Source organism: Thiocapsa bogorovii (assembly GCF_021228795.1).
Classification (GTDB): Bacteria; Pseudomonadota; Gammaproteobacteria; order Chromatiales; family Chromatiaceae; genus Thiocapsa; species Thiocapsa bogorovii.
Genome location: NZ_CP089309.1, coordinates 64,870 through 85,720, shown reverse-complemented (window position 1 = coordinate 85,720; position 20,851 = coordinate 64,870). Strand labels below are relative to the sequence as shown.

19 protein-coding genes, 1 tRNA gene and 3 pseudogenes are annotated in these 20,851 nt (G+C 64.8%); 5 read left to right on the top strand and 18 right to left on the bottom strand.

Translation table 11 applies throughout. The features are described from left to right. Window positions 1-5: 5 nt before the first annotated feature. Together LT988_RS00425 and ettA are read right to left on the bottom strand one after the other, a co-directional pair. Entirely contained in the window at window positions 6-2,051 is a 2,046-nt protein-coding gene (locus LT988_RS00425; RefSeq protein ID WP_232408313.1) for a putative bifunctional diguanylate cyclase/phosphodiesterase, read from the bottom strand. 28 nt (window positions 2,052-2,079) lie between these two features. After that, window positions 2,080-3,747, bottom strand: coding sequence for an energy-dependent translational throttle protein EttA (gene ettA, locus LT988_RS00420; protein ID WP_232408312.1), 1,668 nt, complete (start codon window positions 3,745-3,747; stop codon window positions 2,080-2,082). 295 nt (window positions 3,748-4,042) lie between these two features. Here ettA and mobB point away from each other — a divergent pair, with 295 nt between their 5' ends. Continuing rightward, window positions 4,043-4,585 carry a molybdopterin-guanine dinucleotide biosynthesis protein B gene (gene mobB / locus LT988_RS00415; RefSeq protein ID WP_232408311.1) on the top strand — a complete coding sequence of 181 codons (543 nt, stop codon included), beginning with the start codon at window positions 4,043-4,045 and terminating at the stop codon, window positions 4,583-4,585. 101 nt (window positions 4,586-4,686) lie between these two features. Here mobB and LT988_RS00410 read toward each other — a convergent pair whose 3' ends face one another. Further along, window positions 4,687-5,487, bottom strand: a complete 801-nt coding sequence (locus LT988_RS00410; protein ID WP_232408310.1) for a class I SAM-dependent methyltransferase — start codon at window positions 5,485-5,487, stop codon at window positions 4,687-4,689. A 219-nt stretch (window positions 5,488-5,706) separates the two neighbouring features. Between LT988_RS00410 and LT988_RS00405 the strand changes: the two genes are divergently transcribed. Beyond that, window positions 5,707-5,797, top strand: a tRNA-Ser gene (locus tag LT988_RS00405). Window positions 5,798-6,297: 500 nt separating this feature from the next. On the opposite strand, the gene LT988_RS00400 is transcribed toward LT988_RS00405, so the two are convergent. After that, window positions 6,298-8,076: a c-type cytochrome gene (locus LT988_RS00400; RefSeq protein ID WP_232408309.1), complete on the bottom strand. Its 1,779-nt coding sequence runs from the start codon at window positions 8,074-8,076 to the stop codon at window positions 6,298-6,300. Between the two features lie 600 nt (window positions 8,077-8,676). On the opposite strand from LT988_RS00400, the gene LT988_RS00395 reads away from it, so the two are divergent. Next, complete coding sequence (locus LT988_RS00395) at window positions 8,677-8,967, top strand: hypothetical protein (protein ID WP_232408308.1); 291 nt, start codon at window positions 8,677-8,679, stop codon at window positions 8,965-8,967. Between the two features lie 165 nt (window positions 8,968-9,132). Here the strand turns inward: LT988_RS00395 and dinB are convergent, their stop codons facing one another. From dinB to tnpA, 7 genes and pseudogenes are all read right to left on the bottom strand, one after another. Then, window positions 9,133-10,311: a DNA polymerase IV gene (dinB, locus tag LT988_RS00390; protein ID WP_232408307.1), complete on the bottom strand. Its 1,179-nt coding sequence runs from the start codon at window positions 10,309-10,311 to the stop codon at window positions 9,133-9,135. A gap of 69 nt (window positions 10,312-10,380) precedes the next feature. Then, window positions 10,381-10,515: a hypothetical protein gene (locus LT988_RS25195; RefSeq protein WP_269752086.1), complete on the bottom strand. Its 135-nt coding sequence runs from the start codon at window positions 10,513-10,515 to the stop codon at window positions 10,381-10,383. Between the two features lie 46 nt (window positions 10,516-10,561). Further along, window positions 10,562-10,792, bottom strand: coding sequence for a transposase domain-containing protein (locus LT988_RS00385; RefSeq protein WP_232408306.1), 231 nt, complete (start codon window positions 10,790-10,792; stop codon window positions 10,562-10,564). Window positions 10,793-10,801: 9 nt separating this feature from the next. Then, window positions 10,802-11,038: pseudogene (locus LT988_RS25190) on the bottom strand (IS66 family transposase); the annotation flags it as partial. 56 nt (window positions 11,039-11,094) lie between these two features. After that, a pseudogene (tnpC, locus tag LT988_RS00380) lies at window positions 11,095-12,192 on the bottom strand (IS66 family transposase); the annotation flags it as partial. Between the two features lie 87 nt (window positions 12,193-12,279). Further along, window positions 12,280-12,633, bottom strand: a complete 354-nt coding sequence (tnpB, locus tag LT988_RS00375; protein WP_232408304.1) for an IS66 family insertion sequence element accessory protein TnpB — start codon at window positions 12,631-12,633, stop codon at window positions 12,280-12,282. Continuing rightward, on the bottom strand, window positions 12,630-12,989 hold the full coding sequence (gene tnpA / locus LT988_RS00370) for an IS66 family insertion sequence element accessory protein TnpA (RefSeq protein WP_232408303.1): 360 nt from the start codon (window positions 12,987-12,989) through the stop codon (window positions 12,630-12,632). The genes tnpB and tnpA overlap by 4 nt, the downstream gene beginning before the upstream one ends. A 24-nt stretch (window positions 12,990-13,013) precedes the next feature. Between tnpA and LT988_RS25450 the strand changes: the two are divergent. Beyond that, window positions 13,014-13,610: pseudogene (locus LT988_RS25450) on the top strand (M48 family metalloprotease); the annotation flags it as partial. A gap of 111 nt (window positions 13,611-13,721) precedes the next feature. Here the strand turns inward: LT988_RS25450 and LT988_RS00360 are convergent. The 7 genes from LT988_RS00360 to LT988_RS00330 form a co-directional block, all read right to left on the bottom strand. Then, on the bottom strand, window positions 13,722-14,498 hold the full coding sequence (locus tag LT988_RS00360) for an energy-coupling factor ABC transporter ATP-binding protein (RefSeq protein ID WP_232408301.1): 777 nt from the start codon (window positions 14,496-14,498) through the stop codon (window positions 13,722-13,724). Then, window positions 14,482-15,021, bottom strand: a complete 540-nt coding sequence (locus LT988_RS00355) for an energy-coupling factor transporter transmembrane protein EcfT (protein WP_232408300.1) — start codon at window positions 15,019-15,021, stop codon at window positions 14,482-14,484. Before LT988_RS00355 ends, LT988_RS00360 begins: the two co-directional genes overlap by 17 nt. Before the next feature lie 51 nt (window positions 15,022-15,072). Then, window positions 15,073-15,702: an energy-coupling factor ABC transporter permease gene (locus LT988_RS00350; RefSeq protein ID WP_232408299.1), complete on the bottom strand. Its 630-nt coding sequence runs from the start codon at window positions 15,700-15,702 to the stop codon at window positions 15,073-15,075. 3 nt (window positions 15,703-15,705) lie between these two features. Beyond that, a complete protein-coding gene (locus tag LT988_RS00345) occupies window positions 15,706-16,713 on the bottom strand; it encodes a transporter (RefSeq protein ID WP_232408298.1) in 1,008 nt (335 codons plus the stop codon). Beyond that, window positions 16,710-17,129: a hypothetical protein gene (locus tag LT988_RS00340; protein WP_232408297.1), complete on the bottom strand. Its 420-nt coding sequence runs from the start codon at window positions 17,127-17,129 to the stop codon at window positions 16,710-16,712. Before LT988_RS00340 ends, LT988_RS00345 begins: the two co-directional genes overlap by 4 nt. Next, window positions 17,126-17,842 carry a DUF4198 domain-containing protein gene (locus LT988_RS00335; RefSeq protein WP_232408296.1) on the bottom strand — a complete coding sequence of 239 codons (717 nt, stop codon included), beginning with the start codon at window positions 17,840-17,842 and terminating at the stop codon, window positions 17,126-17,128. Before LT988_RS00335 ends, LT988_RS00340 begins: the two co-directional genes overlap by 4 nt. 418 nt (window positions 17,843-18,260) lie before the next feature. After that, on the bottom strand, window positions 18,261-19,028 hold the full coding sequence (locus LT988_RS00330; protein ID WP_232408295.1) for an amidohydrolase family protein: 768 nt from the start codon (window positions 19,026-19,028) through the stop codon (window positions 18,261-18,263). 588 nt (window positions 19,029-19,616) lie between these two features. Between LT988_RS00330 and LT988_RS00325 the strand changes: the two genes are divergently transcribed. Beyond that, window positions 19,617-20,504 carry a phosphoribulokinase gene (locus LT988_RS00325; RefSeq protein WP_232408294.1) on the top strand — a complete coding sequence of 296 codons (888 nt, stop codon included), beginning with the start codon at window positions 19,617-19,619 and terminating at the stop codon, window positions 20,502-20,504. The last annotated feature ends 347 nt before the right edge of the window (window positions 20,505-20,851 follow it).

Below are 20,851 nucleotides of genomic sequence, written 5' to 3'. Positions count from 1 at the left end.
CGGGTTCAGAGCACGACCGCGCGAGCGAGGGCGTCTGCCCGAGGCTGCACGGCTGCATCTTGTCTCAACGCGCGATGCAGCCGAAGATCCTCCAGCCGCAACGGTCGTCCGACCCCGAAGCCCTGCGCATAGTCCACGCCCATCGCGCGAAGTCGTTCGATCAGCTCCGGGGTCTCCGCCCATTCGGCGATCGTCTTCATGCCCAGAACATGTCCGATATGGTTGATGGACGAGACGAGCGCACGATCGACAGGGTCGGTTTCAAGATTGCGCACGAAACTCCCGTCGATTTTGAGGTAGTCCACCGGCAGGAACTTCAGATAGGCATAGGAGGCGAAGCCCGTCCCGAAATCGTCGACCGCAAAGGATGTTCCGAGTGCACGCATCTCCTGCATGAAGGTGCGTGCGCGGCGTAAATCCGCCACGGCGGCGGTCTCCGTGATCTCGAAGCAGATGCTGGCGTAAGGGATCTCGTACTCGGCGAATTGACGTTTGAGATACGAGGTGAAACCGTCGTCCATCAGCGTGGTTCCGGACAGGTTGATCGCCAGCATGAAGCGATCCGGAACCGCCTTGTGCCAGGCGGCAAGTTGCTCGGACTGGTGGGAGAAGACATGCGTGACGATCCATCGGTCGATCGTCGGCATGAGGATGTGACGCTCGGCCGCTGGGATGAAGGTGTCCGGCACGACGGCATTGCCCTTCTCGTCCTGCATTCGCACCAGGATCTCGTAGTGGATCGGCTGATCGTTACCGCTGAGCGGTTTGATCGGCTGAGCCATGATCCGAAATCGCCCGTCGCTCAGAGCACGACCGATGACCGGCAGGAGGGCTAGATCTCCGCGATGACGGATGCTCTCGGCATCGCGATGGCCGTAGATATGAATCCGATCCCGACCCTGTTGCTTGGCGGCGCGGCAGGCGATATCGGCCTGTCCGAGCGCATCGACGGCGCTGACCCTCGCAGGGTCGAATACGACCAAGCCGATACTGAGCGTGATGTCGAATGAGCGTTCTTGCCAAGTGAAGAGAAAGTTGCGAGTGGTGCGAATCAGATCTTCGCAGAGCTCCTTCGCCTGGCTTGCCGCATCGCCGACGAAGAGTGCGACGATCTCGTCTCCGCTCAAGCGGGCCAGAGCGGTTGCCGCGCCCAGCTTCGTTTTGGCGATCTGCCCGAGCTGTTCGAGAACCTTGTTGCCGGCGGCGTGACCGAAGGTGTCGTTGATCACCTTGAATCGGTCGATATCGATCAAGCAGAGTGCGTGCTTGGGATTCTTGCCGCGCAGCGGCGTCACGGCACCGAGGATGCGCTCCAAGGTCGGGCGGTTTTGAAGCCCTGTCAGCGGATCGCGCTGCTCGAGAAATTCCATGCGTTGCTCGCTGCGCTCGAGGTCGGTCATGTCTTCGGCGATCAGCAGTCGGAAATCCTCCCCGTCCAGCGTCAGAGACCGGGTCAGCAAGCGCATCGGGAACTGCCGATCGTCTGCGCGCACGCCCGAGAGGTGCAGCACCTGCGATCCGAGTCCGGGGCTGGCGCGGGTGCTCTCGATAGCCTCCGACAGTCGCAGATCCGGAATCAGGATCTCGATCGGTAAGGCCAGGGTCTCCTCGCAGAGGCGCCCGAAGAGGATCTCCGCGGCCGGATTGAACAAGCGAATCCGACCCTCGAGGTCGGTCAGGATCACCCCGTGCGAGACGGTCCCGAGCAGAGCGCGCAAGGTCTCGCCGGCAGCGTCCAGATCGGCCAAGTCGCGCAGCTCTGCGCGGGCGAGGGCGCGGAAACGCAAGTAGAAGAGAAGAACGATCGTGATCGTTGCGACCGTGACGACCAGTGCCAAGGCCAGCGAGAACCCGTGCTCGGCAGTTGGCCTGCTCGCATCGCTCGGGACCGTAGACATCCGCTCGCGAAGGTCCCAGGCCAACAAACCCAAGGTCAGGAGGCTGCCGCTCAGTGCGATCAGAAAGCCTCGGGTGGCCGAGCGCGTCGAGGCGGGAACACCCTGCCAGGGTCTCCAGGGATACCGAATAAAACGGTTCAGACGCGGACTCATGGTCAAGCGCGGAAGGCCCCTTGGCCGTCTAGGCGCTGAGCCTCCGATACTTGAGTCGGTGCGGCTGATCCGCCTCGGTACCCAGGCGCCGATGCCGATCGGCCTCGTAGTCGGCATAGTTGCCCTCGAACCACGTCACCTGAGAGTCGCCTTCGAAGGCGAGGATGTGCGTCGCGATGCGATCCAGAAACCAGCGATCATGGCTGATGACCACCGCGCAGCCGGGGAAGGTCAGCAGGGCCTCTTCGAGCGCACGCAGGGTCTCGACGTCGAGATCGTTGGTGGGCTCGTCGAGCAGAAGCAGGTTGCCGCCGCTCTTCAAGAGTTTCGATAGATGCACTCGGTTGCGCTCGCCGCCGGAGAGATCGCCGATGCGCTTTTGCTGATCGGTGCTCTTGAAGTTGAAGCGGCTGCAATAGGCGCGCGAGGACATCTCGTAGCGACCGACCACGATATTGTCGGCCCCGTCGGAGATTTCTTCCCAGACGGTCTTGCTGTTGTCGAGCGAATCGCGGCTTTGATCGACGTAGGCGATCTTCACCGTCTCGCCGATGCGCAGGTTGCCCGCATCGGGTGTCTCTTGACCGGTCAGGATGCGGAAAAGAGTCGTCTTACCGGCCCCGTTCGGGCCGATGATGCCCACGATGCCGCCTTTCGGCAGAGTGAACGAGAGATTGTCGTAGAGCAGATTGTCGCCGTACGCCTTCTTCAGACCTTCGGCCTCGATCACCAGGTCACCCAGGCGCGGACCCGGCGGGATGTAGATCTCGTTGGTCTCGTTGCGGGCCTGGAATTCCTGCGACTGCAATTCGTCGAACCGGGCCATACGGGCCTTGCTCTTGGCGTGGCGTCCCTTCGGGTTCGAGCGTACCCATTCCAATTCGTGCTTCATGGACTTGATGCGGGCCTGTTCCTGCTTCTGCTCCAACTCCAGGCGCTGCTCCTTCTGCTCCAGCCAGGAAGAATAATTGCCCTCCCAGGGGATGCCGTGACCGCGGTCGAGCTCCAGGATCCAACCGGCGACGTTGTCTAAAAAGTAACGGTCATGGGTGACGGCCACGACGGTGCCGGGGTACTCGTGCAGGAAGCGTTCGAGCCAGGCGACCGATTCGGCGTCCAGATGGTTGGTGGGCTCGTCGAGCAGCAGCATGTCGGGCTTGGACAGCAGCAGCCGGCAAAGCGCGACCCGGCGGCGCTCGCCGCCGGAGAGCTTGGTCACGTCGGCGTCCCAGGGCGGAAGGCGAAGTGCATCGGCGGCGACCTCGAGCGTCCGCTCGAGGTTATGCCCGTCGGTGGCCTCGATCAGGTTCTCGAGCTCGGCCTGTTCCTTCGCGAGGGCATCGAAATCCGCATCCGGCTCCGCATAAGCCGCATAGACCGCATCGAGCCGCTCCAAGGCCGCGGTGATGTGGCCAAGCGCCTCTTCGACATTGCCGCGCACGTTCTTGGTCGGATCGAGTCCGGGCTCTTGCGACAGGAAGCCGATCTTGATGCCGGGCTGAGGCCGCGCCTCGCCCTCGATCTCGGTGTCGAGACCCGCCATGATCTTCAGCAGGGTCGATTTACCCGAGCCGTTCAGCCCGATCACTCCGATCTTGGCGCCGGGGAAAAAGGACAGAGAGATGTCGCGCAGGATGACGCGCTTGGGCGGCACGATCTTGCCGACCCGATTCATTGTAAAGATGTATTGAGCCATGGATTAGGAAGTCTTTTCTTCGGCGCGATGTCGTCGAGGGATCGGATTTGGCGAGGGGCGCGCGGTGGTGCGCTGTGACGGCCGTGACCGGAAATGCGAGCCGACCGTTTCTCTGCAACATTCTGCGCCGGCCTTCGAAAAATGTCCAAGGCGTGGACTGGACTCACGCGTTCATGGCGAGCGCGGGCCCTGCAATGTGGCGAAAAACCCGCGTGTGCTCGGTATAGAATGCCCGCAAACAGGCGCGCCCCGAAGAGGCGATGCCGTCCCCCGACGCGTACCGAGGAGCCACCCGATGGGCGAGACAATGATTCCCGTGGTCGGATTCGTCGCCCCGAGCGGGATGGGTAAGACCACCTTGGTTCGACGTGTTGTCGCCGTCCTCGGGGATCGTGGTTTGCGTGTCGGCTACCTCAAACATGCCCATCATCGCTTCGACCTGGACGTGCCCGGCAAAGACAGCTACCAGGTGCGCGAGGCCGGTGCACAACAGACCCTGCTGACCTCCAAGGCTCGCTGGGCGTTGCAGGTTCAGAATCCGGTTCAGGACGAGGATCCGGATCTGTACCGGATGCTCTCGCGATTCGAGCTCGACCGGCTCGATCTGGTCCTCGTGGAAGGCTTCAAGCATGCGGACTATCCGAAGATCGAGGTCCATCGACCGGCCACCGGGGAAGCGCCGCTCTACCCCGGTGATCCGAGCATCATCGCCGTGGCCACCGACGTCCCCCTCGAAATCGAGCCACCGCTCGTCGTGCTCCCCCTCAACACACCCGAGAGCGTTGCCGACTTTGTCGTGTCGCGTTTCGACGAGGTCCGTTTGCGCATCGTCACCTGATCCTGCAGGGTTCCCCGCAAAACCGGCCGCTGCAGGCCCGGATCGCGACCACACCTCAAGCTACGGGATGCGCGGCTTCCGTCATTGCCGCAGGACGGTGCCTATTTTTCCGCGGTCAGATAAGCGATCCACCCCGCGTCCGGCTCCCCGCTTTCGACCGGCACGAAGACACCGTCCGGCTTGCCGTGCGCATCCCACCCCTGCCAGTACACCATCACGCGCGGAAAACCAGCCGCCGCCAACAACTCGCGGATCTCCGGCAAGGTCCACAGCCGCCAGTCGTAGCTGAAGGCACGCGGCCATTCCGATCCGTCATCGAACCGAAAATGAATATGGCAGACCAGTCTGCCGGTCACGGGATCGTAGAGCGCCTGCTCCCAGATGTAGGTAAAGCCGCCGCCCTGAGGATCCTCCACACGTCGCTCCTCGGTGAGCAGGCGAAAGGTGTCGTAACCTCCGAACGCGTCGAGAAAAAAGATGCCGCCCACAGCCAAGGCGTCGCGGACTCGCTCGAAATAGCGCAGCAGATGGCCGCGTTCGCGGAGCAGCCAGTAGCTGCAATTCATCGCCAAGACGATATCGGGGGAGGGCGTCTCGACCTCGCGGACATCTCCCTCGAGCAATGCGACGCGCGCCCGAGCGGCCGCATCCAGCGCCGCCAGATTGTGGCGTTGCCCCCAGGACAGGACATCGGCGTCCAGGTCGATCCCGCATGCCCGATTGCGCTTGCGCCGACCCACCCATTCGCAGCACACCGCCGCGGTCCCGCAAAAATCCTCCCGCAGCATGCGCGCGCTTCGCCCGCGCATTTGCCGAAAGGTCCGGTCGACGAAATCGATCTCCGTCCGCGGGTTCTGGACAGCGAGCTGATAAAGGCGGTAGCGATCGGCAGCATCGGCCATCGCCCGATGCCCTGAAACCTTTCGGGAAACCATGTTCTTGTGGACGTCTCTCTCGGTGGATTTCGGACAGGACCTGTCCCGCCGCCGACCCCGCGTCCATCCCGATTTTTCAAGCGGGATTTGAACGCGATCGCGCCTTCCTGTACTCTACGCGGCTCGCGGATCATCGCGTCGGGCGATCCAAGAATCGTCCCCAGGCTTGATGCGCGAAACCCCCGTGGAGAGGTGTCCGAGTGGCTTAAGGAGCACGCCTGGAAAGTGTGTATAGGTTAACAGCCTATCGAGGGTTCGAATCCCTCCCTCTCCGCCACTATTATAATTTAATCACTTGATTTTAAGATAAAATAATAGTTCAAGAGCTTCCATGCCCACAGACGTAGCCACAAATTACTCTGGGCTTTCTCATGCCTTACTGGGACAAAGGAGCGAAGCCCGAACGGGCTGCAGTCGGCAATCCATCTTCGATGTGATCGGCGTTAGGTCTTCCGTGTGAGATCGCCGCAGGCCGTCTGGACCGCCTCGACGCCCTCCTCGCGCACGTCTCGCCATAATCCGGCAAATTGATGTCCCGCCGATGCCGATTGCGAGTGGTCTGCGTCGCCGGCGCCTGCCGAACAAACACCACTGCCGGCCTTCGGAGCTTCTTCAGCCACATGCGTTCCGGCAGCCCGGTTTAACCTCGACCCGGCGTGTCGCCGAGCGCCCGTCCCGCCGTCGGATCGTTTCTCGACGGCGCCGATCACCGCGCACTCTCGGAGGACCCGCCAGCGTCATCGTATCGTGGGCGTCGCCGCTGCGCAGATCGCGGGTTCAGCTGCTCAGGCCGTCATGCGACCGCAGAGTGTCCATGATTCGCCCGAATGCGCTCGGGCGGCTTCGGTGTCGTAAGCGGCCAGGGCGCGCAGCCAGTAGCGGTCGGACTGCCAGAAGAACGGACGATCCGGCTGGAGGCCCGGTCCTAACGCGCCGACCCAGCGGCGGGTTGGGCTGGCTGCTCCCCCAGGAGGGCCCCACCGGCGCCCTCCGCCTTGCCGTAGAGGCTGAACTTGCTCTTATGGAACCGCTCGGCGGTCTCCTGCAGGTCGCCGGTAAAGCGCGGGTCCTGAGGGCGTTCGTGCGAGTTGATGTAGGCCGCTGCGTCCCAGGCCTCCTGGTCGGTGAGGGCGTCGTCCAGCCCCAGGGGCATGTTGTGCCGGATGAAGGCCCCCGCGGTATCCACCTTGTGCATGCCCGCACCCCAGTTGTAGGATCCGGCGCCCCAGAGCGGCGGGAACAGGGTTCCGGCCCGGGCGTTCGCGACCCCTTCCCATCCTCCCCATGACACAGGGCGCACTTGGCCGCGTAAACCGCTCGTCCGCGGGAGGGGTCGAAGCCTTGGTCGGTCTCCTTCAGGGGCGGGTAGCCGCGACCGGGCAGGGTGTCGTCGCCCGTGGGCGCGCCCTTGGCGAGCCAGAAACTGTAGGCGGCCAGGGAGACACTAGTGTCACTGTCCGCGGCCGGCGGCCCGCCCGCCGCGGACGCCTGAGCGTTCATGGAGTACTCGAAGCAGCCCTGGACGCGCTCGATGAAGCTGTCGACCTTCTTGGTCTTGGAGCGATAGGCGGGATAGGCGACCCAGGCGGCCCACAGGGGCGCGGACCCGGCCAGACGACCGGCGTCGAGATGACAATTGCCACAGGCCTGCTGGTTGCCAACGTATTGACCCGAGGCGGGGTGGGTGTTGGTGTTCTGGAAGATGGCCTGTCCCTGTCGGACCGCCTCGCCGAAGGGGCCTTCGGGGAAGGCGTCCCGCGACGGCGACTTGAAGTAGCCCGAGTCGCCCGGCTCCCGCCCGGGCGGCGTCGCGCCATGGTCCGCAACGGGCCCGGTGGTGACCCTTGCTTTCGCTACCTCTGCATCTGCCGGGGGCGGCGCCGGGGTGTTGATCGCCGGTGCCGGCGCGGCGCCGGCCTGGGCGGCGTAGTAAGCGGAGAGCGCTTCGATCTCGTCCGCGGTCAGTCGGGCGGCGACGGACTTCATCAGCCCCAACGGGTCGTTGGCCCGTGTCCCCGACTGCCAGGCCAGTAGCTGGGCCTTGATATAGCTTGCCTGCTGAGCGGCGATGCCGGGAAAGTGCGCCCCGATACCGTTGCCGCCGGGCGCGTGGCATTGGGCGCAGGCGGGCAGGCCGCGGCCGGTCCAGTCGCCCCATTGAGCCAGGTCCTCCGCTGTCTTCTTGACGGCGCCCGCCGGCGGCTGCACAGCCGGTGCGGGGATCGGCAGACCCGCGTAATAAGCGGAAACGGCGGCGATCTCCTCCTCCGTGAGGCTCTTCGCCATCGGCATCATGATGGGGTTTTCGCGCGTTCCGGCGCGAAAGTCGGCCAGTTGCTTGGTCATGTAAGCCGCGTCGAGCCCGGCGATCCGCGGATAGGCAGTCGGCGCCATGCCGCCCCCGTCCGGCCCGTGGCAGGCTATGCAGGGTGCGACCCCCTTGGGCGTACCCTGCTGGGCGATCTGCTCGCCGAGGCTGGTCTGGGACTCGGCCCACACAGGGCCAAGAACGATCGAGAGCAGAAGCGGGAGACCGATACGGGGACCTGGCTTCATTTTGTTCGAACTCCTTTGGAAGTGAGTGCCGGTGGCGCTGCGCCGGGGGCGGCTCGCGAGCATTTTGGGTGAGGGCGGTCTGCGCTCAGACCATCGGCCGGGCCAGGGAGCCTAACATCAGGATGCTGATTCCTGGCGAAGCAAGCGATGATGTGTCAGTCCGACAAACGGGCTCGGTGCGAGACGACCGCGAGATCTGTCGTGAAGCCACCAACGAGCGGCCTCTGGTCCACTCGCCCCCTGGTCGATGATCGCCGCGCACCGGCGGCGATCGTGCCACGAGCTGCTCGCGATCGCCCCCATCGGTGGCGTCAATCGCGACCGTCCCGCTGGAGGTCTGCACCGAATCCAGGGTGAGGTCGAAGATTCGGCGCGGTTCGCGGGGCGGCTTGAACAGCCACAGTGGTCGGCCCGGTCGGGATTACCCGGATGGACCATGCGCCCGAAAACCGACCCTGGGCCGCGAACCATCGATTGTATCCGGTCGCCTCGGTTCTTATGGATCAGCCTGCTGCGGGACCTATCGGACGCAGCCTGTTGTATGTCGTCTCGATAGGATGCAGTCTCTTCCCCTGGAATATTCCATCCGCGAGGTACAACGTGAACCCCAAGAACCTTCCAATCGTGATCATCGGCCCAGTGCTGTTGGCGATCGCGCTTGCCGCCCCCGCCGACGAGGAGGTCATCACCGATGGGATCGACGTGGACGTCCGCCAGTTTATCGATGAGGATCCGCAGGGCCGGACTTACCCGGGCATCGACAATGTCCAGGATCTGGGTGATGGGATCACGGACGAGGGCGGAGCCCCCGACGCTATTGTCGACCCGCGCGATGCGGCCCTTGAGGACGAGAAGAACCTGGGCCCCAACGCCCCGGGCTACATCCCTTGAGGGATGAACCCGGCGGCGATGTGCCGACACCGGCTGGTAGTTCATGAAGGCGTCATCGGATCCAGGGTTTTCGGAAGGCCGGATCGCCGGGACGCGGTGGTCGCATCTCATCTCGGCGGACGCAATGGTGACCGCTGTTGGCCGATGTAAGGACGCCCGGTATCGCTATGGCCGCCGCAAGAGCCCGCGCTGAATGCAGTGCCTGCCGAACCGACGTCGGATCGCATCGAGCGTCGCGTCGAGACGATCATCCGCGTGATCGGCCTTGCGGGGATCCAGGTCCGCGAAGAGATCTGGCTGCGCGGGCGCCTGCGCCCAGCCGGAGAGCCCCAGACCGATCAGCCGCACCGCGCGACCGGCATGCGTGTCGGCCCGGTACAGGTCCCACGCCGTGTCGAAGATGACCCGATCGTCCGCGGTCGGTGCCGCCAGGGTCCGGGAGCGGGTATGGGTCTCGAAGGGATGCAGGCGGATCTTCAAGGTGACCAGCGTACCCTTGCGTGCGATGGCTCGGGCCAGGTAGCCGACCTCCTGCGCCGCCCAACGCAGGGTGTCGCGCAGCACCTCGGTGTCTACGACATCCTCGGCGAAGGTCGTCTCCTTGGAGATCGATTGCCGTTCGGTGGCCGGATGGACCCGGTCGTCGGCGATGCCGTTCGACTGCAGGTGAACCTGGGTGCCGGTGCGTGCGCCCAAGCGTCGGCGCAGTTCCTCCAGCGGCCGGGAGCGCACGTCGCCGACCGTCCGCAAGCCGGCCCGTTCGAGTCGTCGGGCCGTCACGGCGCCGACGCCGCGCAGGGCGGCGAGCGGCATCGGATCCAGGAAGGCGCGGACCTCCTCGGGGCGCACCACCAGCAGTCCATCCGGCTTGCGGGCGTCCGAGGCCAGTTTGGCGATCAGGCGGTTCGGACCGATGCCCACCGAGGCGGTCAGGCCGACTGCCTCGTGAATAGCCGCCTTGGTGCGCCGTGCGACGACCTCGGGCGGACCGATCAGGCGCTCCAATCCGGAGACATCCAGGTAGGCCTCGTCGATCGAGACCGGCTCGACCAATGGGGAGAGGGTGCCAAGCACCCGCATGATTTCCCGCGACACCTCGGCATAGCGTGCCATGTCCGGGCGCACGTAGACCGCATCCGCCGGCAGACGACGCACCGCCTCGGCGATCGGCATGGCCGAGTGCACGCCGAAGCGGCGTGCCTCGTAGGAGCAGGTCGCGACCACGCCGCGCCGACCGGGCTCGGCGCCGACGACCATGGGCAGTCCGTGCCAAGCGGGGTGATCGCGTTGCTCGACGGCGGCGTAGAAGGCGTCGAGATCGACGTGCATGACGAGGCGGGACATGCGGGGATGGACCCTCGGTGGGCGGGTTGCGGAGCGCGATCGACGCGACCGACGTCGAACGTCTTCATGTTACTCCACCACATCGGCGAGCTTCATCGACACCCCGCGGTTGAGCATGAACTCCGCCCCGCGTCCCGCATCGCCCTCGATCACCGGCAGCAGTTGCTCGGCCATGTCCAGATAGTGATCGGCCAGACGATCCATCGCCCCGCCGACGCCTTGTGCCGAGGCGGCGTAAGCGTCCGGCGAACTACCGGATTGACCCTTCCCTTTTGAGGTCGTCCATTTTCAGATTGTGCGGCAGCAGCGCCGCGACCGCCTCGGGGGACTTGGCACCGGGCAGGTGCTCGAAGAGGTGGTTGAGGTAGGCCCAAGGCTCCAGGCCATTGGCCTTGGCGGTTTCGATCAGGCTGTAGAGCAGCGCGCTGGTTTCGGCGCCCTTGGGACTGCCGGCGAAGAGCCAGTTCTTTCTCCCGACCACAAAGGGCCGGATGGCGTTCTCGGCGATGTTGTTGTCGATCTCCAGGTGCCCGTCCTCGAGAAAGGTGATGAGGATCGGCCATTGGCCGAGGGCATAGCCGATGGCCTCGCCGAGCAGGCTTTTGGGAAGCACGCGGGTGGCGGTGCGATCGAGCCACCGGCGGATGCGCATGAGGATCGCCCTGCTGTGCTCGGCACGCCCGCGCAGCCGGGTCTGGGGATCGGCGTCGCGCAGGCGCCGCTCCACCGCGCATAGAGCTCCCCGATCAGGGCCACCATCTGCTGCGCGGCACCGGCGTTGCGCCCGTTGGCGGCATCGACGAACTTGCGTCGCACGTGCGCCCAGCACCCGGCATGGCCGATGACTCCGGGCGCAGCGGCGAGGACACCATAGGCGCCGTAGCCGTCGGATTGCAGATACAACGGCAGCGGCGGCGGATCGACGTCGCTCGCGAACAGCACCCGACGAGGGACTTCCGCGGCCCGGCTCGGGGCATACTCGAACCAGCGCACCGGTGTGCCCGGCGGCCCGCCGCAAAACACCCACATGTAGGAGTCTTGGGTATCCTCGCGTCCGGGCTCGCGCAGGACCTGCACCGGCGTCTCGTCGATATGCACCACCGCTCCCCGGCGCAGCAGGTCTTTCAGCGCCGCGGCGACGGGTTGCAGCGGAACCTGCAGTTGGATGAGCAAGCCCGCCATGGTTTGGCGCCCGAGCGCGATGCCCTCGCGCGCGAAGATCGTCTCCTGACGATACAGCGGCAGGGCATCGACGAACTTGGCCGTCACGATGGAGGCCAGCAATGAGCTGTGGGCGATGGATTTGGGGATGATCTGCGCCGGACGCGGGGCGATCTTCACCCCGACCTCCGCGCCCGGCACATCTTCGTTACGGGCAACGTATTTGGCGCGCTTGTATTCGATGACGTAGGTCTGGCGGGGGATGACCGCCAGTTGCTCGGAGCTGTCGTAGCCGATCAAGACCCAATCCTCGCCCATGGCGGCTTTCTCCGCCTCGGGCAGATCCAGGATACGCTCGACCCGCGGCAGATGGCTCGGCAGCGGCCGGCGCACCGGCTTGCCCTTGGGCGGCGCGAGGGTGTCTTCGGCGGGTGTCGCCGGCGGCGCGGTGTCGGCCGGCAGCTCGGCTTCCAGTTCGGCGATCAGCGCCTCGAGCTCGGTCTCGTCAAACAGCCCGAGCTGACTCTCGGGGATGCGATCGGCACTGCGGCCGAAGCGCTTGCGCCGCAACAGCTCGATGTACTCGAGCAACTGGTCAATACGCCGGGTCTGCTGTTGCAGGGTATTGGAGTGCTGTTCCAACTGCAGCGACTGTTCGGCTCGCTCGCGTTCGGATTGCGCCAGTTGATCGCTCAACCGGCCAATGATCCCGTGGAGCATCTCGGGGTCATTCGGAAGTCTTTGAAGCGGGCCGTCCATGAACTGAATAATACCGGAATACCGACCTTCATTCGAGCGTCATCGCGTTTAAAGCAGGTCGAATTCAGCCCGCCGATGGGCGTTGACACGGCGCGGATCGAGCCCTTCGAGCAACCAGCCCAATTCGCGGATCGAGAGAATCACCGGTGCGACGCTCTGCGGCGCCGGCCACCAAAACCGCTCGCGCTCCAACCGCCGATACCACAGCCAGAAGCCGTTGTTGTGCCAATAGAGAATCTTGAGCTTGTCGCGGCTGCGATTACAGAAGACGAACAGATGATCCGAGAACGGATCGGCCTGCAGCACATCGACCACCAAGGCCGCAAGACCGTCGATTTGTTTGCGCATGTCCGTGGCCCCTGCAGCCAGATACACCTGGGTGCGTGCGCCGAAGCCGATCATGCCGTCGTGCGCTGCGCGAGCACATCAACCACCCGTGCGAGCGTGGCGCCATCGCACCCGGGCGGGACCTCCAGGCGCACGCCGTCACCGAAGACGACGGTCAGCACCCGATCACTGCGCGGCGGCTCGAGGGCGTCGCCGAACTGCACCGGCAGCAACCGTAATGGCGCCTCGGCGCGGGATCGCGCCGGGCCGCCGCACGCGTGGTGCTCCCGGCCGAAGACGGCCCGCCACCGCGACAGGCTACCGGTCGAAATGCCGTGACGTTCGCAGTACTGTGCCTGCGTCAGACCACTGCCCGGCCAGCCCCGGACCAACTCCCGCCACTGCTCGCGACTGCGTCGCTTCTCTGCCATGCTTTTCCCCTCGGTGCGTGGAACATGGCGGCATCTTGCAGATCGCGCAGTGCGCGGGATAGATGTATTTCGCTGGACGCTTACGAGGCGGCACTCAGGGCCTGGGGCGTGAGCATCGACTGGAATTGCAGGTCCGAGCCGGTGCCGGTGTTGACCGGGATCCTCGGCATGCGGTTGAAGAATGCACAACACGTTCGGCACAAGCTGCGCAACAATCTTCAGAGCCTCGGGTTGTTGGCGTTGCTCGCCCTCTTGCTCGGTTCACCGGCCTGGGTGATCGGGGGCGAGCCGCTGCTGTGGGGCACCCTGCTCGGTGTGCTGATCCTCGCCGTGGCCAATCCCGCGGTCCCGCCGCGTCTCCTGATGTCGTTGTTTCGCGCCCGCCCGGTGAGACCAGGCGAGGCTCCGGGGCTCTATCGGCTGCTGGACACGCTGTCGCAGCGCGCCGGCTTGGCGCGCGTCCCGAAGCTCCATTATCTGCCGTCGGCGACCGTCAACGCCTTCGCGACCGGACACCGCGACGATGCCGCGATCCTCGTCTCCGACGGCCTGCTGCGGCGGCTCGACTGGCGCGAGCTCGCGGCGGTCTTGGCGCACGAGGTCGCTCACATCGCCCACGATGACATTCGGGTGATGGCCCTCGCCGATCTGGTCAGCCGCATCACCGCCGCGCTGAGCCTCGCCGGCCAGCTCTTGCTCCTTCTGGTGCGGTGTCGGCTGTATCGCTCATGCTCAGTCCCAGTCGTGGGCGTGGAAATGGCTGTGCTCGGTTTCCCCGTGGCGATGGCGGTGGCGGTGCACCAGGTTGGCCGCGGCAAGCCGGTCGTGGTCGCCGAGAAAATCCTGCACAGTCCCATCGTAGACGAGCCGGTGGTTCTCGCCGAGCACCAGGCAACGGTCGCCGAGCTCGCCGGCGAGGCTGAGATTGTGCGTCGTCACCAGCGTCGTCTGGTTGCGGTCGGCGAGGAAGTCCACGAGCCACCCGGTGCTGCGCGGGTCCATGTTCGCGGTCGGTTCATCCAGGAGCAGGACCTTCGGTTCGAGGACGAGCAATGCGGCCAGGCAGACGCGCTGCTTCTCGCCGCCGGACAGGCTAAAAGGCGTGCGGTCGAGCAGCGGTGCTACCCGCAGCTCGCCTGCCCAGTGGTGTACGCGTCCATCCACATCATCGAGACCGAGTTGGCGCGGCCCGAAGGCGATCTCGTCGAAGACGGTCGGGTTGAAGAGCATGGTGTCCGGATTCTGAAACAGCAGCACCACCTCGCGGCGAAAGCGCTGGTGGAATGCCGCCTCGCGCAATGCCGCGCGGTCGACCACCCGACCATCGTAGCAGACCGTCCCGGTCGTCGGTGGCAGCAGGCCGTCGAGTACCTTGAGCAGCGTACTCTTGCCGGTGCCGTTGGCGCCGAGCAGGACGACCTTCTCTGCGTGCCCCAACCGGAAGTCGATGGCGCAGAGGATCTCCTGGCCGTCCGGAAGGCGATAACCGACCTCAATCGCCTCGAGCATCGTCTACCGCGTCCGGCTGGAAGAACCCGCGCGAGCGCATGGCGAGCGCGATCTCGCGCGCGTCGTGCTCGGCGCGGTCGAAGAGGTGGACTGCCGTAGCGGCGCTCAGCAGATAGCGCTCGCGCAGTCGCAGCCGGCGCAGCCGGCGGCTCTCGGCCGCCAGTCGCAGGTCCTCGAACAAGCGGCGGAAGGTTATGATTTGGCTTAACACGAGCGTCACAAGATAGGTCAGATTCCGGGAGAAGCGAAGTGCGCGCAAGATGTCGATCCTGGACGCCAGGGTGAAGGTGAGAAAGGTCAGAAGGTAGACCCTGATGTTGATGAGTATCAGGTAATCGAGGCTCACCGCCTGACCGAACAGCGCGCCGGCCGCATAACCGACGCTGATCACGAGGTTGAAGAACAGGACCGCGCGCAAGGCCCGCCAGCCAATCGTCGGCGCCTGGCGACCCGCCAACACGGCGACCACGAGCAGGCCGGCCGCGAGCCACCACGGGTCGTGGATCGCCGTCGCCGCGATCAAGGCGATGGCGTAGCCAAGCAGCATCAGCCGATCCTTCATCCCGCCGCGCCTCTAGCGACGGCGAAGGAAGCTGACGACCAGCACGGTCAGCAACCCTTCACCGAGCCCGAGCACGACGTGCGGAACCAAGACGGCGGGCAGCGTGACCGCCAGGCCGAACGGGAAGAACAGGGGCTGGCCGTCGATCGTGTGCGCGATCGCCGGCTGCAGGCCGAGCACCACCGCGATCAGGGCGGCGGGGACGACGGCGGCCAGCCAACCCGCGGCGAAAAGGCCTGCGCGCTCCCAGCGGGGCGCCAGCAGACGGTATCCCAGGCAGGCCGCGACCGAACCGCCGAGTCCCATCGCCAGCGCGTTGACGGGCAGCACGGTGACACCGCCGGCGCCGAGCAACAAAGCCTGCAGCAGCAGGACGAGCGAAACGACGGCGAAGGTCAGCCAGGGACCGAACACGACGGCGAGGATGCCGATCCCGGAGGCGTGCACCGACGTTCCGCCGGGCAGCGGCAGCATCACCGCCATGAGCACGAAGGCGAGGGCGGTGAGCACGGCGAGCCGCGGCAGCAGCGTCTCGTCAACGCGGCGACGCAGCTCGCGTGCCGCGTAGGCCCACCCCCCGGCCGCGAGCGCATAGGCCGGCAGATAGGTCTGTGGCGAGAGAAAGCCGTCGGGGATGTGCATGGGTCAGAACAGCGCCGAGATCGAGAAGATCAGCCGATAGTTCTCCTTGCCTTCCGCGCCCTGCTGCTCGTCGTCCTCGTTGAGGTCTGTCGAGATCGGCAACTTCACGCCAAAGGCGAAACTCACGGTATTCCAATAGGCGCGGACGCCGGGCGTCAGGTAAAGAATGTGACCACCGGTGCCGCGCTCCGCTACACCATCCTCCTTGTCGCGCCCGAGGTAGAGATAGTTCAGCTCGCCCAACAGGTCGAGGCGGAAACGGTGCTCCGGGTTGGTGTAGGCCTTGTAGATCGCGGCGGTGTTGAAGCGGAATTCGTCGCCGAACTGGCCAGTGAACGACTCGCCTCCGTGGGCCGGATCGGCGTCGTAGGTGTTCTGCTGAAACCACAGGTTGGAAATATCGAAGTTCAGTGTCCAGCGCTCGTCCAGCATCTTGCTGGCCGTCGCGCCCAGCGTAAAGGTCGGCTCGCCGAAGCCGGTTGACTTGCCCTTGTCAATGTTGCCGTCGCTGTCGCGCAGGTTCGGGTTGCCGGTCGGCAGTGTTGCGCCGGCATAGACCGTGAAGTGCCAATCCTCCAAGTCGTCGAGGCTCTCGCGTTCCGGGACGAGCTTGAATCCGTCATCGTACGTGAAGCCGAGCGTCGCGTTGATAGCGGCATCGGCCCAGCCGTGGGTGTTGAAGTCGTCGTTCTCGTCGACCTTGTCGTGGTAGGGCAGGAAGGCGTAGAGCGATAGCCAGGACGTTACGCCGTAACCGAGCCCGGCCATCCAGAAGGTACTGTAGTCGGCCTCGTCGTCGGTCTCGGGTGTGTAGGTCTTCCAGTCCGCGTAGTCCACCTTGAAATACGTGAACACCTTGCCCTTGGGCAGCGTGGCCGAGGAGGACTGCTCGAGGGGCGCACCGGGTCCCTCGAGCGAGGCGGCCCCGAGGCCGGCGACACCGTGGTGGGCGGTTGCCGGCAACGCCACCATGGCGAGCGCAGTGCCGAGTGCAAGGCGGTAGCCCTTCATGATCTTCTCCAGACGAACACCGACCAGATGCCGAAGATGCCAAAGATGACCGCGAGGCCGACCGCAAGTCCGCCCAAGGTGCCCAGACCGGCCGACGGCGCCGACGCCCTGCCATCGGGGGCCGCTGCAACCGTAAAATCGCCGCCGTGTCCATCCTCCGAGAAGGCGCGCACGCGCCAGTCACCCGAGCGGTCGGGCACAAAGGCCAGACGGCCATTCGCGTCGGTCCGCCCGACGAGGAAGGGCACGGTCTCGGCGGGCCGATAGACCTCGGCGGACTCGTAGCTGAACGGGCTGCCGTCGGCATAGCGCAGCTCGACGATGACGGCGCTCCCAGGCTGCGCCGAATGACTCAGGCCGTGCGCGTGCAGCGTGCCGGCGAGCAGCGCCGCCGGCAGGGCGAGGAGGATTCTCACTGTCCGGCGCCGAGGGCGAAGGTCAGCGCCGTGGTATGGACGACCTCGTCGGCCTCGGGGCCGGAGTAAGGCGTTCGCGTGGAGGCCTGGATCAACTGCAGGCCGCCGTGCTTGACGCGAATGTTGAGGGTACCGTCGGCACCCGTCTGACCGCGTGGCTTGCCGTCGTAGCTCACCGTGGCATCGGCCACGGGCTGGCCTTCGGCGAGCACACGCAGGGTCAGCTTGTCCCCATCCTTCAGGACGAGGGGATTTTCCGCGGGCACGATTTCCAGAGGGGTCGCCAGGGGACTGGCCGCCCCGGATCCCCATCGGACGATGTGTTTGACGCTCTCGAAGCTCTGCCAACTGCCCAGTGGCGAGGCGGCTTCGGTCTTCTTCAGGTTCTTGGTGCCGGCAGTGGTCTTGGTCCAGTAGCCGCTGGACGTCAGCACGTAGAGGACGCCGCAGTCGCCCTCGATTTTGACGGGTGAGCCGTCCCCGGCCTTAACGGGTCGACGGCCGCCGGCCGCGTCCAGACAGACGACCGACTTGACGATGTCGGGGGCGTAGGCAATCTGCCGCGCTCCTGCATGGGAGACTTGGGGGTGGTGGCCGTAGAGGAGCTGGTAACCGGCCGCTTCTGGCTCGACCCACAGGTCATGCGCGACCGCGCCACTCATCCCCGCCGCCAAACCGACGCCAAACAGGAAGCGCGTCGTCAAGCTCGTCATGGGTGCGACCTCCGTGAAAATTCAGCGCGGAGAGTAACACGACTTAAGAATTGGTGGTACGCAGGAACATTGCTCCAGGGCAGGGGAAATCGGGTTAGGTTGGCCGGCCATCCCCTGCGAATGCAGCGCGCTGCCGATCCCGCGGGTCTGTACCAAGCCGGCCGCAAGCGGCCGGCGGGTAACGGGTTACGATCACCTCAAAGTCGCTCCGCATTCACCTGCCGATCCGCCGCATGCGGGCGTGTGATCGGCAGCAAATGGACGACTCTGGGCTGGCCCGACACTTGGCACCAGTGATCGCTGATGGGGCACAGCCATCGGCCGGCTGGCGCGGTTCGGGTCGGTTCCGGATCATCCCAACGCCTTTCGTGCGGTTCTGCAGTGTGAGACAGATTCCCGGTGGCGAGGTGCGCGAATCTTAGAAGTTCATGACGAATTGGTCGACGCTCTGCCCAAATAGTCGCGCAGCGTTCCGGTAGGCCAACGCGCCTGAAACCTCCTCAGGCAGTTGATCGAGCCAGTTGCGGATTTGGCTGACGACCTCGGCATAGGCGTGCCATCGTTGCGTCGAGTAGGTGTCGACGCCAACCATGAAGCGATCCGAATACTCCAGCAGTAGCAACTCCCACTGAGGGTCGAGCTGGCCGTCCGGCGCGACGCGCTGGTCGCGGACTGAAAGATCGATGTACAGATCGGGATAACGCTGAAGGTAGTCACGAAGCAGAGGTGGATAGGGATAAGCTCCGGCGTGCGCCCAGATCACCGTCGCCTCCGGCACCCGTTCGAACAAAGTGTCGATGACCGCCGGATCACAATGCAGCAGCAGCGGCAGACCCCGTGAGGTCGCCAGTTCGACGATTCGCAAGAACACTGGGCTGCGCCGGTCTTCGGCGAACAGATGCAGTTCACCGACAGCCCGCCAGGGACCGTCGGCGAGCGTCTGCTCAACGCGTTTGGGCAGGCCAACGTCATTCATCCAGGTCGCCTTGTCGGCCGGTGTGCGGTAGACGCCGAGCATCGGCAGAATCAAGCTCGGGGCTTGCGCGTGCAATTGCAGTACCTGTTCCGGCGGTCGACCGGTCACAGCCGCGGCGAGAACGCGATTGGCTTGCAGCTGCGCAATCATCGCCTCCGGCGCGGAGTGCACCGCATCCTCGGCGTTGTAATGCAGATGCGCATCGAACAACGGTTGATCGGCCTGAACCGAGGCAGCCGAGAGCGAGCTGGCGACGATCAGGACCAGCCAGTGAGGCCGCGTAGGACTTGTGGCAATCATTTACTCTCGCTCGCTGCGACGATGATCGCGAGTATACCGATTGACGATCAGCGGCACGGCCACTACTGCGTATGGCAGGCCGTGCAGCATCAGTGCGACGCCCGCGAGCAGTGAGCAAATCCGATAGGGTCAGCGCGGATGACGCTGAAGAAATAGAGTGGAATAGAGTGACCGACAAGAACCGCCAGCCTCCATGCTCGCGTTCCCCTGCCTGTGCTCGAACGCAGCATAAAGCACCCAGTCTGGCTTCAGCGCGCGCCTGAGTCGCCGCACCACGTCGGGCGGCTCCGATAGCGGTGCCTCGCTGGAGATCCGCTCGACGGTCGGGCCGCGCGCTTGCAGATTCAGGGCGCCTTCTTCGCTTGCCGTGAACGCACTCACCCAAGCGAGAACGCAGCGTTATCAAGCCGGACCGACCACGATCAAAAATATTGACCATTACAATATTGTGTATTAATAGAGCGAGGACGCAGAACGATTCGAGGTTTGGAGGATACGATGTCGAGGAAACATCCCATCATTGCGGTGACCGGCTCCTCCGGCGCCGGTACCAGCACGGTCAAGAATGCGCTGGAGCACATCTTCAAGCGCGTCGGCGCGAGGGCGGCGTTCATCGAGGGCGACAGCTTCCACCGCTACGATCGCGCAACCATGAAGGAGGAGCTCGCTCGCGCCAAGGAGAGCGGCCGCAACCTGAGTCACTTTGGCCCCGAGGGGAATCTGTTCGACAAGCAGCTCGAGCTGTTCCGGAGCTACGGCCAAACCGGCACCGGGTTGCGCCGGTTCTACGTGCACAACGCGGAGGAGGCGGCTCGCCATGAGTGCGAACCAGGCACCTTTACGGACTGGGATCCGATCCCGCCGGATACTGACCTGCTGTTCTACGAGGGGTTGCACGGCGGAGTCGTGGATGGCGACATCGACCTGGCGGCGGAGACGGACTTGCTGATCGGCGTGTGTCCCACCATCAACCTGGAGTGGGTACAGAAGATTCATCGCGATACCCGCGAGCGCGGCTACAAGCCCGACGACGTCAAGGACGTGATCTATCGGCGCATGTACGACTACATGCACTACATCCTGCCGCAGTTCTCGAAGACCCACATCAATTTTCAGCGCATTCCGGTGACGGATACCTCTAATCCGTTCTGCGTGTCGCAGATTCCGACCGCGGAGGAAAGCCTAGTGCTGATCCATTTCTTGAAGCCCAAGCCGAGCGTCGACTACAAGATCAAACTCAAGGGGCTCATCGACGGCTCGATGATCACCGGCTTCAACACCCTGGTGATTCCCGGCGGCAAGATGATGTATGCGATGGAGTTGATTCTGACCGAGCGCATTTTGGAGTTGATGAAAAGGCGCGGGCATCTGGATGACGCTGATTGAGGTCGCGCCGATGGGCAGCGCGTTCGGCTGCTTGGGCCAAAAACTGCTCATCGGCAACCCGCCCGCCTATCACGGGAGTCGCGTAGAGATTTAGTCGATCTTTAGGAGCTCGGGCCGAAAAAGGCGGCCAAGCTCGGGCGCAAGCCGACCACGGCCTATGACCGGATTCTGATCGGGCCGAGTGCTTTGCCGGAAGGTAGGAGCGGAGCAGGGCAGGGCGGGTTCCTGCCGTTCGGAACCGACTGGCACGGGAAGCCCCATTGGCGCCTTGGGTATCTTCGGGCGGATTCGCTACGGCTCGGCGCTGGCGGAGAGTTGGCTGGGGTGGAGTCAGCCGGTATTGGTCA